Raw genomic sequence first — 14,625 nt, forward strand, 5'->3', positions numbered from 1 at the left:
TCCATTAGGACACTCCACCGGCGCGCGTTCCGACATGATCCCATGACCGGCCCGCGCGCCCGGACAGGCCAGATCGCGGCCGGCTGTTTCGCCGGTTTGGCCGCGAGCGATGCGCCGTGCCCTCCCTAGCGTCCCCTGAGCCTCCGGCTTCCGGAAAGGATCTCGCCATGTACTACAGCAGCGGAAATTACGAAGCCTTCGCCCGGCCCCGCAAACCAGCGGGCGTGGAGAACAAGACGGCGTTCTTCGTCGGCTCGGGGCTGGCCAGCCTGGCCGGGGCGGCCTTTCTGATCCGGGACGGACACATGTCGGGCGAGAAGATCACCATCCTCGAACGGCTGGCGCTTCCGGGCGGCGCCCTGGACGGCATCAAGGATCCCGAAAAGGGCTTCGTGATCCGCGGCGGCCGCGAAATGGAAGAGCATTTCGAATGTCTCTGGGATCTCTACCGCTCGATCCCGTCGCTCGAGGTCGAGGACGCCAGCGTGCTCGACGAGTTCTACTGGCTGGACAAGGACGACCCGAACTTCTCCCTGCAAAGGGCGACCCAGAACCGGGGTGAGCCCATCGAGGACGTGGAACGCCTGACCCTGAACGGCAAGGCCCAGAAGGACCTGATCTCGCTCTTCCTGGCGACCCGCGAGGAGATGGAGAACAAGCGGATCAACGAAGTGGTCGGCGAGGACTTCCTGAAGAGCAACTTCTGGCTCTACTGGCGCACCATGTTCGCCTTCGAGGAGTGGCACTCGGCGCTGGAGATGAAGCTCTACGTCCATCGCTTCATCCACCATATCGGCGGCCTGGCCGACTTCACCGCCCTGAAGTTCACGCGCCGCAACCAGTACGAGTCGCTGGTGCTGCCGCTGTACAAGTGGCTGACCGATCGCGGCGTCACGTTCCGCTACGGCGTCGAGGTCACCGATGTCGACTTCGACATCACGGCGGAGCGCAAGCAGGCCACGCGCATCCACTGGCGCCAGGACGGCGTCGACGGCGGCGTCGACCTGGGTCCCGACGATCTGGTGTTCATGACCATCGGATCGCTGACCGAGAACTCCGACAACGGCGACCACCATACGCCCGCGAAGCTCAACGAGGGGCCCGCGCCCGCCTGGGACCTCTGGCGCAACATCGCGGCGAAGGATCCGGCGTTCGGGCGGCCCGACGTCTTCGGCGCGCATATTCCCGAAACCAAGTGGGAGTCGGCGACGATCACCACCCTGGACGCGCGAATTCCGCCCTACATCCAGAAGGTCGCCAAGCGCGACCCGTTCAGCGGCACGGTGGTCACCGGCGGCATCGTCACCGTCAAGGACTCCAGCTGGCTGATGAGCTGGACGGTCAGCCGCCAGCCGCACTTCAAGCAGCAGCCGAAGGACCAGGTCATCGTCTGGGTCTATTCGCTGTTCGTCGACAAGCCCGGCGACTTCGTCAAGAAGCCGATGCAGGACTGCACGGGCGAGGAGATCACCCAGGAGTGGCTCTACCACATGGGCGTTCCGGTCGAGGAGATCGCCGAGCTGGCCGCGACGGGCGCCAAGGCCGTGCCGGTGATGATGCCCTACATCACCGCCTTCTTCATGCCGCGGCAGGCGGGGGACAGGCCGGACGTCGTGCCCAAGGGCGCGGTCAATTTCGCCTTCATCGGCCAGTTCGCCGAGTCCGGCGAACGCGACTGCATCTTCACCACCGAGTATTCCGTCCGTACGCCGATGGAGGCGGTCTATACGCTGTTGAACGTCGAGCGGGGCGTGCCGGAGGTCTTCAACTCGACCTATGACGTGCGCAAGCTGCTCGCCGCGATGGGGCATGTTCGCGACGGCAAGGCCTTCGACGTGCCGGGGCCGGCGTTCCTTCGCGAGCTGCTGCTCAGCAAGATCGACGCCACCGAGGTCGGCGACTTGCTGCGCGACGCCCACCTGATCCCGGAGTAGTCAGGCGATCCATGGGCATCGCCCGGGACGTCGGCTCATGGCGGACCGGGCGATGCCCTCATCCCTTCGGCGTCGCCTTGATCAGCTTGCCGTCCTCCTCGTCGGTCAGGACGTAGATGGCGCCGTCGGGGCCGACCGCGACGTCGCGGACGCGGGCGCCGATGTCGGTGAACAGGCGCTCCTCGCCGACGACCTTGCCGTCCTTGAGGACCAGGCGATCGACGTGCTTTTCCCTCAGCGAGCCGATCAGCACGCTGCCTTTCAGGGCCGGGAACAGGCTGGCCTCATAGAAGGCCATGCCGGAGGGCGCGATCACCGGGTCCCAGTAGTAGACCGGCTGCTCCACGCCGTCCTTCGCGGTGAGGCCGTCGCCGATCGGCTTGCCGGAATATTCCTCGCCGTAGGTGACCGTGGCCCAGCCGTAGTTCTTGCCGGCCTCGGGGTGGTTCAGCTCGTCGCCGCCGCGCGCGCCGTGCTCCACGGTCCACAGCTTGCCGCTGGGGTCGAGGGCGGCGGCCTGCAGGTTGCGGTGGCCCAGCGACCAGATCTCCGGCTTGGCGCCGGGCGTCTTCACGAACGGGTTGTCCTTGGGGATCGAGCCGTCGGCGTTGATGCGGACCACCTTGCCCAGGGTGGCGTCCAGGTGCTGGGCCTGGACGCGGCCCTCCAGGATCGAGCGCTCGCCGGTGGTGATGAACAGCGCGCCGTCCCTGGCGAAGACCAGGCGGCCGCCGAAGTGCAGGGCGCTGTCCATCTTCGGCGCCTGGCGCCACAGGACCTGGACGTTCTCCAGCCTGGGGGCGGGGCCGGTCACGAGCTTGCCGCGCGCCACGGCCGTGCCGTTCACGCCGCCGTCTGCTTCGGCGTAAGCCCAATAGACCAGGCCGTTCCTGGCGTAGGCGGGATCCAGCGCCACGCCCAGCAGGCCGCCCTGGCCCTGCGCGAACACCGCCGGCAGGCCCTCTACGGCCGGCGACAGCTTGCCGTCCTTGCCGAAGATGCGCAGGCGTCCGGCCCGCTCGGTCAGCAGGATGTCGCCGGTGGGCAGGAAGGCCATGCCCCACGGATGGGAGAGGCCGCTGGCCAGGGTCGTGTACTGGCCGACCGTGTTCGAGTTCAGGCCCGGCGCGCGGGTCTGGCCCGCGAAGGCCGGCTTCTGGTCGGGGGCGTTGGCCGGGCGGCTCTCGACGGGGGCGCCGGCCTGAGGCTGGGCGGGAGCGGGACCACAGGCGGCCAGGGCGGCGGCGAGGGCGGCGGAGGCGGTGAGCAGGGATGGGCGCATGGGCGGCAGGTTAAGCGGCTTTTCGGGGCGGGGGCTACCCGGTTCGGGCGGCTAAATCGGCAGCTCTCGCCGCTCGTCCGAGGCGCGCTGGGCCAGCTGCAGCAGCGCCATCGTCCGCAGGGCCTGCTCCACCGGCACGGGCGAGGGCGCGCCGTGGAGGATGGCGTCGCGAACCCCGGCGTAGAAGGCCCGATAGTCCGACGGTTCGGGCGGGACGGGGGCGTGGACCTGGACCTCGTTCTCCACCGTGGTCAGCACGCCCGGGCGGGTGTCGACGCCATAGCCGGCCGCGCCCGGGGTCATGCCGGCCTTCAGCTGGCCCTCCTGCGGGTCGAGGCCGTGCTTGACGAAGCTGGCCTTCGTTCCGTGGACGGCCAGGCGCGGGTCGGCGGCGGCGGTCAGCAGGCTGCCGTGCAGGATCACCCGCAGGATCGGGTAGCGCAGCGTGACGTGGAAATAGTCGTCCGCGCCCGCGCCATGACGCTGGATGCCGATATCGGCGGCGATGGCCAGCGGCGCGCCGAACAGGGCGAGGGCCTGGTCCAGCAGGTGGGGGCCAAGGTCCATCCAGGCGCCGGCGCCCGGGCCGGCCCGCTCGCGCCAGCGGTCGCGAACCTGGGGGCGGAAGCGGTCGAAATGGCTTTCGAACTGGACGATCTCGCCCAGGACGCCATCGGCCATCAGGCGCTGGAGGGTGAGAAAGTCGCTGTCCCAGCGGCGGTTGTGGAACACGGCCAGCAGCTTGCCGGCGGCTCTGGCGGCTTCGGCCATGGTCTCGGCCTCGGCGGCGCTGACGGCGAACGGCTTGTCGACCACCATGGCCTTGCCGGCGGTCAGCGCGGCGATCGCCTGGGGCGCGTGCAGGGCGTTGGGCGTGGCGATGACCACCAGGTCGATGGCCGGATCGGTCAGGGCCGCCTCGAGGTCGGCGACGACGCGGACCTCCGGGAAGTCGGCGGCGACCTTGGCCGGGTCGCTGGACACCACCGTGCGCAACGCTAGGCCCGGCGTCGCGGCGATCAACGGGGCGTGGAAGGTCTTGCCGACATAGCCGTAGCCGACGAGGGCCACTTTAAGGGGCGCGACGTGGAGAGGGGAGGTGGCCATGACCGCCTTCTAACGAAAAAGGCCGGGGATTGCTCCCCGGCCTTTCGTCTTCGGCCCTGCGTCCTTCGAGGCCCGCGATGCGGGCGCCTCAGGAAGAGGGATTCAGCAACGGTCCTCATCCTGAGGTGCGCGCTCCTTAGCGCGCCTCGAAGGACGCGCCGGTCAGATCTTCACCGGCTCCATCTTGGGCGTCAGCAGGTGGATGACCAGCAGGGCGATCAGATAGGCGCTGCCGGCGACGATGAAGATCGGGGTGTAGCTGCCGATCTGGTCCAGGACCTTGCCGATGTACTTCGAGAAGACCATGCCTCCGAAGGCGCCCAGCATGCCGCCGATGCCGACGACCGAGCCGACCGCGGCGCGCGGGAACACGTCCGAGGGCAGGGTGTAGAGATTGGCCGAGAAGCCCTGGTGGGCGGCGGTGGCGACGCCGATGATCAGCACGGCCAGCCAGACGCTGTCGGCCTTGGCGGCGAACATCACCGGCACGGCCAGCAGGGCGCAGACCAGCATGGTCAGCTTGCGGGCCTTGTTGATGCTGGCGCCGTTCTTCATCAGGGTCGACGACATCCAGCCGCCGGCGACCGAACCGACGTCGCTCAGCAGATAGATGGCGATCAGCGGCGGGCCGAACGACTTCAGGTCCAGGCCGTAGCGCTTGCCCAGGAAGTCCGGCAGCCAGAACAGGAACATCCACCAGATCGGGTCGATCAGGAACTTGCCCAGGGCGAAGGCCCAGGTTTCCTTCTTGGTCAGCAGCTTGGTCCAGCCGATCTTCTCGACGGGGTCGGCCGGATCCTGCTCGATATAGGCCAGTTCGGCCGCGCCCAGGCGCTTCTGCTCGCGCGGGCGGCGATAGACCAGCAGCCAGATCGGCAGCCAGACCAGGCCGGCGACGCCGGTGACGATGAAGGCCATCTGCCAGCCGAAGGCCAGCACGATGCCCGGCACGACCAGGGGCGTGACGATGGCGCCGATATTGGTGCCGGCGTTGAACAGGCCGGTGGCGAAGGCGCGCTCCTTCTTGGGGAACCACTCGGCCACGGCCTTGATGCCGCCGGGGAAGCCGCCGGCCTCACCGATGCCCAGGCCCATGCGGGCGGCCACGAAGCCGCCGAAGCCGGCCGCTGCGGCGTGGGCGATGTGAGCGATCTGCCAGATCGCGAACGCGACGCCGAAGCCCCAGCGGGCCCCGATCTTGTCCATGATCTTGCCCCAGGCCAGGTACGCGATCGCGTACGCCATCTGGAAATAGAACACGAGGTCGGCGTAGTGGGTCTCGTCCCAGCCGAATTCCTTCGACAGGTCCGCTTTCAGCAGGCCGATCGTCTGGCGATCGACGTAGTTGATGACCATCGCCGCGAACAGCAGGCTGACGATCACCCAACGGTACCGTCCGATCTTCTCGGATGGCTCGGGCGCTTTCGAAACGTCCATGGACACGCGTCCTTCCCCTTATGGTCTTCTTATTTGGCCGGGACGGCGATGCAGTCCACGGTTCCGTACGGGCCGAAGCTCACATGGGCGACATCGCCGGCGACCACGTCGTGAATGCCCGTGGTGGCGCCGGTGGTGACGATCATGCCCTTCTTCAGCGGCTTGCCGCGCGCGGCGACGGTTCCGAGCAGGAAGGCCAGGGCGGCCAGCGGAGAGCCCGGGATGGTCGCGGCCGTGGCCTTGCCCACCGACTTGCCGTTGAGGAAGGTCTCGACCGGCATATCCTCCCAGGCGATGTCGCGCCAGTTGGAAATGGCCTGACCAATGATCTGACCATCGTTATTGCCGAAGTCAGACGCCACGACCGTCGGGCCCAGCGCGTTGATGGTGGCCAGCGGGCTGCCGGCGATCTCGACGCCGACCAGCAGTTCGCCGACATAGTCGGCCGCCTCTTCGGCGGTCCACTCGGTCTTGTCGGCCGGGGCGTCCTGGCCCAGGCGGACGATGAACTCGGCCTCGACGGCGCAGAAGCCGCCTGCGATGGCGCGGAATTTATTGGGCTGGCCGTCGGTCGAGGCGTCCTGGACCTTGGACTTGAAGATGCAGCCGGCCAGGCGGTCGACGCCCAGGCGCTCGCGATGCTGCGGCGGCACCAGACCGACCTTCCAGCCGACCAGTTCGTCCGGCCAGGCGGCGATAGCCAGATCCTGAACGGCGTAGCCTTCGGCCATGGTCGAGGGAATCACGCCGCCGGGATAGCCGGGGACGCTGACGCCCTCCTGACGGGCCTTGACGAATTGGGGAGCAATGGCCGCGGGGGCGAAAACCTCGCTGTCGGCCTCAGAAACGGTCACGCCGCTAATCCTCCCTCGAATATTCAGCACAGGTCCCGCTTGGCGGGCCATGGTCACAGGTTTGGGGAGTCTCTAGTGGAAACCGGTGTCATTGACAATGAGCCGTAAGCGGCCGGCGCGGCCAGACTCTGCTCGCGGCCATCGACAGGCGATGAACCAGACGCGGCTTGACACGCGTAATAGCGGGTATAGCGTCCCCGATGAATTACGGATGTAAGTGTCATGCACATCACCGCCGCCGAAGCGCATGTCATGGAAGCCCTCTGGCGCCGCCAGCCGATGTCGGCCGACGATCTGGTGGCCGAGGTCGGCGCCTCCCAGCAGTGGGGCGAGGCCACGGTCAAGACGCTGATCAACCGCCTGCTGAAAAAGAAGGCGATCAAGTCCGAGCGCGCCGATGGCAAGCACGGCTACCGCCCGCTGATCGACCGCAGCGCCTATGTGCACTCCGAGAGCCAGGGCCTGCTGGACCGCCTGTTCGAAGGCCAGCTGGCCCCGCTGATCAGCCACTTCGCCCAGCACCGTCCGCTGCGGGCCGATGAGGTGGAGAAGCTGAAGAAGCTGATCGACGGGATGAGCGAGAAGTAGCTCCAAACTCCGTTTCCCCGGCGAAGGCCGGGGCCCAGATCGAACCCAAGAGCGCTCGATAGGCTAATGAGGGCGTATCTCGGATCATCCCAAACCGCTCAGGCTGAATCTGGGCCCCGGCCTTCGCCGGGGAGATCGGTTTTTGGGATGAACGCGAAGACCTAACGCCTAAGCCCGCATCGCGCTCGCTTCAGGTCCAGCCTTCAACGCCTTGGCCGCCAGGTCCAGCGTTAGCACCGGCTTTTCCGGTTCATCTCCCTCCGGCCCGGGCCGCGCGCGCAAGGCGGTGACGAAGTCGTCGCGCCAGGCGGTGACGTCCTCGCGGCTGACATTGTCGAACAGCGCCTGCCAGCGCCGCCGGCGCTCCGGCAGCTCCATGGACAGGGCCCGCTCCAGCGCGTCGGAGATCTCCTCCGGGCTGTTGGGGTTGATGATCAGGGCGTCCTTCATCTGCCGGGCCGCGCCGGCGAAGCGCGACAGGATCAGCACGCCGGGATCGTCGGGGTTCTGGGCGGCGACATATTCCTTGGCGACCAGGTTCATGCCGTCGCGCAGGGGTGTGACCAGGGCCGCGCGGCTGGCGCGATAGATCCCGGCCAGCTCGTCGCGGCGGTAGGAGCGGTTGACGTAGCGGATCGGCGTGAAGTCCATCTCGGCATAGGCGCCGTTGATCCGGCCGATCAGGCCGTCCAGCCGCGCGCGCAGGTCCTGATAGGCCTCGACCTCGTCGCGCGAGATCGGGGCGATCTGCAGCAGCATGACGTCGCGCACCATGTCCGGATGGTCCGCCAGGAAACGCTCGAAGCCGATCAGCCGCTCTTCCAGGCCCTTGGAATAGTCCAGGCGATCGACGCCGACGATCATCTTGCGGAAGACGCTGTGGGCCATCATCCGGTCGTAGACCTTGCGCGCGTTCTCGCCCTGGACGATCTGGGCGAAGTCCGCCGCGTCTACGCCGATCGGGAAGACGGCCGCGCAGGTGCGCTGGCCGAACGCGACCAGCTCGCCGCGCTCGTTCTTGCGGCCGCTCACTTCCGAGAACACGTAGCCCTCGAAGGCCTGCAGCGACTCCTCGGTCTGGAAGCCGATCAGGTCGTAGTGGAACAGCGCCTCCACCAGCGCCTTGTGGCGGGGCAGGGTGGTGACCAGCTGGTGGGCCGGCCAGGGAATGTGCAGGAAGAAGCCGATCCGGTTGGTCACGCCCATCCGCCGCAGCTCGCGGGCGACCGGGATCAGGTGATAGTCGTGGACCCAGACGATGTCGTCCGGCTCGATCAGCGGCAGCAGGGTCTCGGCGAAGCGCTTGTTGACCCGGTCATAGCCCTCGCCGAACGAGCGGTCATAGGCGGTCAGGTCGACGCGATAGTGGAACAGCGGCCACAGCGTCTTGTTGGCGTAGCCGTTGTAATATTCCTGGTAGTCGGTTTCCTCGAGATCGACGGTGGCGACGGTGACGCCCTCGATCCGCTGCATGTTCAGCTGGCCGGTGAACTCCGGGATGGTCTTGCCGCTCCAGCCGAACCAGATTCCGGAATATTCCCGCAGGGCCGCGGCCAGGGCCATGGCCAGGCCCCCGACGCTGCCTTCGCCGCCTTCCGCCGGATTCGGCGGATTGACGCGGTTGGAGACGACGATCAGCCGGCTCACGCCGGGACCCCAAGGACACTCTGGGGCGCGCTGAGGCCCTCCAGCCAGCGGAAGACCGCCTCGGTGTTGGGCAGGCGATAGCGCGCCTCGGTCGGGCGGGGCTCGCCGACCAGGACGCCGAAGCCGCCCAGCCGGTTGGCGGCGGAGAAGCCGTCCTCGTCGGTCAGGTCGTCGCCGACGAACACGGGCGTCGCGCCCAGGAACGGGGCCTCGCGCAGGAAGGCGGTCACGGCCGCGCCCTTGTCGGCGCCGGGCGTGCGCAGCTCGGCGACCATGTCGCCCAGCTGCAGGACGAGGCCGGTGGATTGCGAGAGGCGTTCGGCGGCCTCGATCACCGCCTCCGCGCAGCCGGGGGCGCTGCGGTAGTGCAGGGCGACCGACAGGCCCTTGTCCTCGAACAACAGGCCGCGCTCGCAGTGCGCCAACTCTACCAGGATGCGGCGGGCGTCGGCCAGGCCCGCGTGGGGCTCGCGCTCGACCATCTGGCCGTCGGCGCTGCGGCGCACCAGGCCATGCACGGCCCCGATCGCCGGCACGCCGCCGTCCAGGATGTAGTCGAGATTGGTCAGGGCCCGGCCGCTGACCACGGCCACGCGGTCTTCCAACGCGTCGCGCAGGCGCGCCAGCACCCGCGCGCGGCGCGCATCGGGACCCACGTCGTCTGGACGCGGCATGATCGGCGCCAGCGTGCCGTCGAGGTCGAGAAACAGCGCCGAACGGCGCGGCAACTCGACGGGTGGGGGCGCGAGATCGACAGATTCCAGGCGCGAGACCGTTTGAGCCGCGGTCATGCGAGAACCCCCTCATCAGAAAGCAACATCCGCCAAGAACGCCGAACGGCACGGTTCGATCCCCCGGGACACTGAAGCTCACGTGTTTTTGCGCGGAGGCCTCGAACTTGGACGTGACTAGAACAGCAGCTTACGCACGTTGAACGACAGCACCCGGCCGCGCGGGTCCAGATAGTCCGGCTGGTAGGTCAGCGGGACCACGCCGGTGGCGTCGCGCACGGTCTGCCGTTGGTCGAACAGGTTGTTGACCGACAAGGTCAGGCGCGTGCCCCGCAGGATCGGATGGGCCTGGACCAGCTCGCGTCGCACGCCGAGATCGGCGAACAGGCGCAGGTTGATGGTCGCCAGGTCAGAGAAGTCCAGGTCGGTCGACGCCCCGCCCAGGCCCGCGCGGACGTGGGTGGCGCTCTGCCAGTCGGCCGAGACGCGCGCGCCCAGGCCATAGCGGGTGATCCCCGCCTGGGCCTCGACCTCGTGGCGCGGCTGGCCGCCGCCCGAGCCCAGGACGTCGCCGCCCAGCAGATCGAGCGCCGGAACGCCATCGGCGATCATGACCCGCTCGCGCAGGTGGATGGTGTGGAAGAGGGCCAGCTGCAGCCGCGTGGCGCGGGGATTGCCGCCGCCGCCTCTACCGCCGAAGCCGCCGCCACCGCGTCCGCCGCCGCCGGCGAAGCGGGGACCCTCGCCGCCGCCGCCGCGGTCGCCGAAGTTCGGACGCGGGGGCTCCTCGCCGGTCTGGGCGGGCTGGCTCTGCGGGTTCTGGGCCTGGTCGTCGGGCCGGGGCGCGCGGCCCGGCTCGCCACCGGCGCCGCCGTTGGCGGGCGCGCGGCGCAGGAGATCGCCGCCAGGGATGCTCGCGCCGTCCTGCCGCTGACCGCCGACGCCCTGGCGCGCGCGCCATCCGCCCGGAGGCGGCGGGGGAGTCTTGCCGATCTGGCGGGAGAAGTTCAGGCCCCAGCGGATCTGCTCGCTCTCGCGCTTGGCGAAGTTGACCGGTCGGCTGTCGATGCGGGTCAGATTGCCGTCGGCGTCGCGCGTGAAGCGATCGGGGAAGGCCGCCTCGACCGCCGCCGTCGCGGCCGGGAAACCGGCGACCGGATTGTCGATGCGGATGCGGGTGTAGTTGGCGTTCAGGGTCAGGCCCTGGATCTTCTCCGGCCGGAAATTGACGCCGAATTTCAGGACGTTGCGCTCCTCGGCCCGCAGGTTGGGATTGCCGCCGCTGACGCGGGTGACATCGACGGTCGCGCCGCGCACATAGTCGAACACCCGCGCGCCCGGCGTGGTGACCAGCGGATTGCCCAACTGGGCGATGCTGGGGGCGTTCTCCTGGCGGGTTGCCGAGACGATGAAGCTGACCGGCTTAAGCGGCGACCAGTTCAGGCCGCCGCCGATGGTGGTCAGGGTCCCGAAGTCCGAGACATGGCGGGCGGCCAGGTTCAGGTTGGCCGACAGGTCGCCGATCCCGGCCCGCACCCCCTTGCGGCGGCTGGCCAGCGGCAGGTCGAAGCTGACCTGGGTGTTGAGATCGCCGCGCGACTGGTCGCTGTCGGCCTCGACGCCGTTTCGGAACGACCTGGCGTCCAGCTTCGTGCCGTTGACGCCCAGCTTGAAGGTGGTCGACAGATCCCCGGCCTTGAACTTGGCCAGGGCGCCGTTGGCCACGAACTGCAGGTCGGCCGTGTCGGTGGTCGAGCGGGCGCGGTCCCGCGTCAGGGACAGGCCCGACAGCGGCGCGAACGGGTTCAGGGTCGGATCCAGCGCCGTCAGGCGGGTCTGGACGCCGGTCAGGTCGACGCTCCGGTCGGTCTCCGTCTTGCTGATCGCGTGGTCGTAGGCGCCGGTCAGCGACAGGCGCAGGTCTTCCGTGTCCTTGGTCAGGGTGAAGCCGGCGTGGCCCGCGAGGTTGCGGCTGGTCTGCTCCAGCGGGGCTAGCTCGCCCAGATAGCGATAGAGCGCCACGGTCTGGCTGAACGGCGAGAACGGGTCGCCGCCGGGGATCAGCAAACGCGCCCGCGCCGGCCCCAGCAGCGAATTGTTCCGCGAGGCGGTCAGGCCCAGGTTCAGGGTCGCCGAAACGCGGTCGAGGATGTAGCGGTTGGTGACGCTGTTGAGGCTAAGCTGCTGGTTCTCGGGTAGCAGGGTGCGGCTGTCGGAGAGGTCGCTGGTGTTGGCGACATTGGGCGTGAAGGCCGACAGGGCGGGGCGGCCGCTGGCCGCCGAGCCCGGCGCGCCGGCCACGGTGACGGGCGCGCCGACCAGGGCGCTGAGCGCCGGATCGATCTGCGTCGCGCCGGGCAGGGCGGGGCCGATATTGCCCACCAGGTCATAGAGGCCGCTGTCGTTGCGGCTGGTCAGGTCGCGGTCGCTTTCCAGCAGCCGGTCGCTGTTCTGGATCTTGACCGCGATGTTGGTGCGGCCGTCGCGGTTCAGCTGCAGGCGGCTGTAGTTGGCCATTTCGCTCAGCTGGCCGCCGGCCGTGGAGCCGCCGACCTGGCCCTCGATCGTGGCGGCGCGGAAGCGCTGGCGCAGCACCACGTTCACGACCTTCTGGTCAGCCGAGTAGCCGTACTTCAGGGCCACTTCCTCGGGCAGGATCTCGACGCGCTGGATGGCCTCGGTCGGGATGTCGCGGATCTCGCCCATGCCGGAGATGCGACGACCGTTCAGCAGCACGACCGGATCGCCGCCAAGGCCGCTGGTGGTCTGGGGCGTCAGCTCGGTCAGCAGGTCGGTGATCGACGAGACCCCGAACGAACGCACGTCGGCGGCGCTGAAGGTCTCTTCCGGCGGGATGTCGCCCATCACCGCGCCATAGGGCTTGCCGCTGGCCGTGATGGTGATGGCCTCGACCTCGTTGTCGAGGTCCTCGGGTGTGACCGGCTTCTCCGCGGTGGGCTTGGGGGTCTGCTCGGCGGAGGCCGGGACAGCGGGCTTGGTCGCCTGGGCGTAGGCGCTCGTCGCGACGCAGCCCCAGATGCCCAGCAGAGGGACGCCGGCCAAGGCCAGTTTGCGGCTCACCAAAGAGCTTCTCCGATTTTCGAGCGTCCCAACGTCGCCGTTGCCCGCGCGATGTGACACGAGGATTTCAGAATCTTCCCGCGCCGCAATATCGCGCACCTGAAGGGTCTTCGAGGTCTATCGCACCGATGTCCAGGGCCGGCTTAGCAGCACCGCGCAATTGATCAGGCCGACCAGGGAATAGGTCTGCGGGTAGTTGCCCCACAACTCCCCGTCCGCGAAGCCGATGTCCTCGGAGAGCAGGCCCGCGCTCGTGCGGCGCGACAGCATGTCCTCGAACAATGCCCGCGCCTCGTCCGAACGGCCGGACAGGTGCAGGGCCTCGATCAGCCAGAAAGTGCAGATGTTGAACGCCGTCTGCGGCGAGCCGAAATCGTCGGGGGTGGCGTAGCGCAGCAGATAGGCCCCGCGCCGCAGGCCGTCCTCGATCGCCTTCAGGGTGGCGACGTTGCGCGGGTCGTCGGGCTTGTGGAAGCGCAGGTCCACGAGCTGGAGGAGGGACGCGTCCAGCTCGTCGCCCTCGAAGGTGGCGGCGAAGCGGCCCAGCTTGTCGTTCCAGGCGCGGTCCTCGATGACCTTGCGCACCTGGGCGGCGCGGCTGTTCCAGAAGGCGGCCTTGTCGGTCAGTCCCAGCTTCTCGGCGGCGTTGCCCAGGCGGTCGCAGGCCGCCCAGCACATGGCCGACGAGTAGGTGTGGACATTGGCCCGCCCCCGGAACTCCCACAGGCTGGCGTCGGGCTGGTCGTGCAGCTGGAAGGCCCGCTCGCCGACCGGCTCCAGCGCCTCGAAATCCTCGACCGTGGCCGGTCGCAGCAGGCGCTCGTCGAAGAAGGCCTGGACCGTCGACAGGACGATCTGGCCGTAGACGTCGTTCTGGATGTGCTCATAGGCCTGGTTGCCGACGCGGACCGGGCCCATGCCGCGATAGCCGGGCAGGTCGGGGGCGAAGCGCTCGGTCAGCACCTCCTCGAAGCCCACCCCGAACAGCGGCTGGATGTGGCCGCCGCCGGCCCGATCGACGATGTTGCGCAGATAGCCCAGATAGTTCTCCAGGATGTCGACCGCGCCCAGCCGGTTCAGCGCCTGGACCACGTAATAGGCGTCGCGCAGCCAGCAGTAGCGGTAGTCCCAGTTGCGGCCGCTGTCGGCGTGCTCTGGGATCGAGGTGGTCAGGGCCGCGACGATCGCGCCCGTCTCCTCGTGCATGCAGAGCTTCAGCGTGATGGCGGCGCGGATCACCGCCGTCTGCCAGTCCAGCGGAATGGCCAGGCCCCGAACCCACTGTTTCCAGTAGTTGTCGGTCTCGCGCAGCATCCGCTCGCACGTCGCGCCGATCGGGGCGTCGAAACCCTCGTCGGCGCCCAGATACATGGCGATCGGCCGCTCCAGCCGGAACGTGCGCTCCTCCAGGATATGCGAGACCGGCGCGTCGGTGCTCAGGCGCAGGGTCATGTCCGAGCACAGATAGCGGATGTGGTTCGAGCCCGAGGTGTGCTCGGCCACCTTGGCGCCCCAGCCGGCGGTGGGCCGCAGGCGCAGGGTGATGCGCGCCACCCCGATGATCGGCCGGATCAGGCGGATGAAAGCGGTGGGGCGGAAGGCGCGGCCGAACTGCTGGTAGCGGGGGGCGAAGTCGAGGATCTCGAACCGCGCTCCGTCCTCGTCGGCGATCTCGGTGCGAAGGATCGGCGTGTTGCGCAGATAGCCCTGGCGGGTCTCGGCCCGGCGTTCGACCTGCACGTCCCACACGCCCTTGGCGTCGGCGCCCTCGATATCGGTGTCGTCGAGCAGGGCGCTGAACACGGGATCGGAATCGACGCGCGGGGCGCAGCCCCAGACGAAGCGGCCGCTGGTGTCGATCAGCGCGCTGACGGCGCAATTGCCGATCGGAAAGAGGTCGAGAGTCTTCTGATGCAAAGCCTTGTCCATCGCCATTATCGGCCGGTTATCCGGCGCGCCCCATT

10 protein-coding genes are annotated in these 14,625 nt (G+C 68.6%); 2 read left to right on the plus strand and 8 right to left on the minus strand.

Going from position 1 to position 14,625, the window contains the following annotated elements; genetic code table 11:
• Positions 1 to 167: 167 nt before the first annotated feature.
• A complete protein-coding gene (locus AC1RNC_RS04195; protein ID WP_492883934.1) occupies positions 168 to 1,934 on the plus strand; it encodes an oleate hydratase in 1,767 nt (588 codons plus the stop codon).
• A 58-nt stretch (positions 1,935 to 1,992) separates the two neighbouring features.
• Here the strand turns inward: AC1RNC_RS04195 and AC1RNC_RS04200 are convergent, their stop codons facing one another.
• The 4 genes from AC1RNC_RS04200 to AC1RNC_RS04215 all read right to left on the minus strand — a co-directional run bounded on the left by AC1RNC_RS04200 (position 1,993) and on the right by AC1RNC_RS04215 (position 6,614).
• A complete protein-coding gene (locus AC1RNC_RS04200) occupies positions 1,993 to 3,216 on the minus strand; it encodes a PQQ-dependent sugar dehydrogenase (protein WP_492883936.1) in 1,224 nt (407 codons plus the stop codon).
• A gap of 51 nt (positions 3,217 to 3,267) precedes the next feature.
• Entirely contained in the window at positions 3,268 to 4,323 is a 1,056-nt protein-coding gene (locus tag AC1RNC_RS04205) for an oxidoreductase (RefSeq protein ID WP_492883938.1), read from the minus strand.
• A 162-nt stretch (positions 4,324 to 4,485) separates the two neighbouring features.
• Positions 4,486 to 5,760 carry an MFS transporter gene (locus AC1RNC_RS04210; protein WP_492883940.1) on the minus strand — a complete coding sequence of 425 codons (1,275 nt, stop codon included), beginning with the start codon at positions 5,758 to 5,760 and terminating at the stop codon, positions 4,486 to 4,488.
• Between the two features lie 29 nt (positions 5,761 to 5,789).
• A complete protein-coding gene (locus tag AC1RNC_RS04215; protein ID WP_492883942.1) occupies positions 5,790 to 6,614 on the minus strand; it encodes a 2-keto-4-pentenoate hydratase in 825 nt (274 codons plus the stop codon).
• A gap of 222 nt (positions 6,615 to 6,836) precedes the next feature.
• Here AC1RNC_RS04215 and AC1RNC_RS04220 point away from each other — a divergent pair, with 222 nt between their 5' ends.
• Positions 6,837 to 7,202, plus strand: coding sequence for a BlaI/MecI/CopY family transcriptional regulator (locus tag AC1RNC_RS04220; RefSeq protein ID WP_492883944.1), 366 nt, complete (start codon positions 6,837 to 6,839; stop codon positions 7,200 to 7,202).
• A gap of 168 nt (positions 7,203 to 7,370) precedes the next feature.
• Here the strand turns inward: AC1RNC_RS04220 and AC1RNC_RS04225 are convergent, their stop codons facing one another.
• The 4 genes from AC1RNC_RS04225 to AC1RNC_RS04240 form a co-directional block, all read right to left on the minus strand.
• Positions 7,371 to 8,849, minus strand: a complete 1,479-nt coding sequence (locus AC1RNC_RS04225) for an alpha,alpha-trehalose-phosphate synthase (UDP-forming) (RefSeq protein ID WP_492883946.1) — start codon at positions 8,847 to 8,849, stop codon at positions 7,371 to 7,373.
• Complete coding sequence (gene otsB / locus AC1RNC_RS04230) at positions 8,846 to 9,640, minus strand: trehalose-phosphatase (RefSeq protein ID WP_492883948.1); 795 nt, start codon at positions 9,638 to 9,640, stop codon at positions 8,846 to 8,848. Before otsB ends, AC1RNC_RS04225 begins: the two co-directional genes overlap by 4 nt.
• A gap of 117 nt (positions 9,641 to 9,757) precedes the next feature.
• Positions 9,758 to 12,661, minus strand: a complete 2,904-nt coding sequence (locus AC1RNC_RS04235) for a TonB-dependent receptor (RefSeq protein ID WP_492883950.1) — start codon at positions 12,659 to 12,661, stop codon at positions 9,758 to 9,760.
• 117 nt (positions 12,662 to 12,778) lie between these two features.
• Positions 12,779 to 14,590 (minus strand): glycoside hydrolase family 15 protein, encoded by a 1,812-nt coding sequence (locus AC1RNC_RS04240; protein WP_492883952.1) that lies wholly within the window; start codon positions 14,588 to 14,590, stop codon positions 12,779 to 12,781.
• Positions 14,591 to 14,625 lie beyond the last annotated feature (35 nt).

Source organism: Caulobacter sp. GW822-FHT01G02 (genome assembly GCF_058802865.1).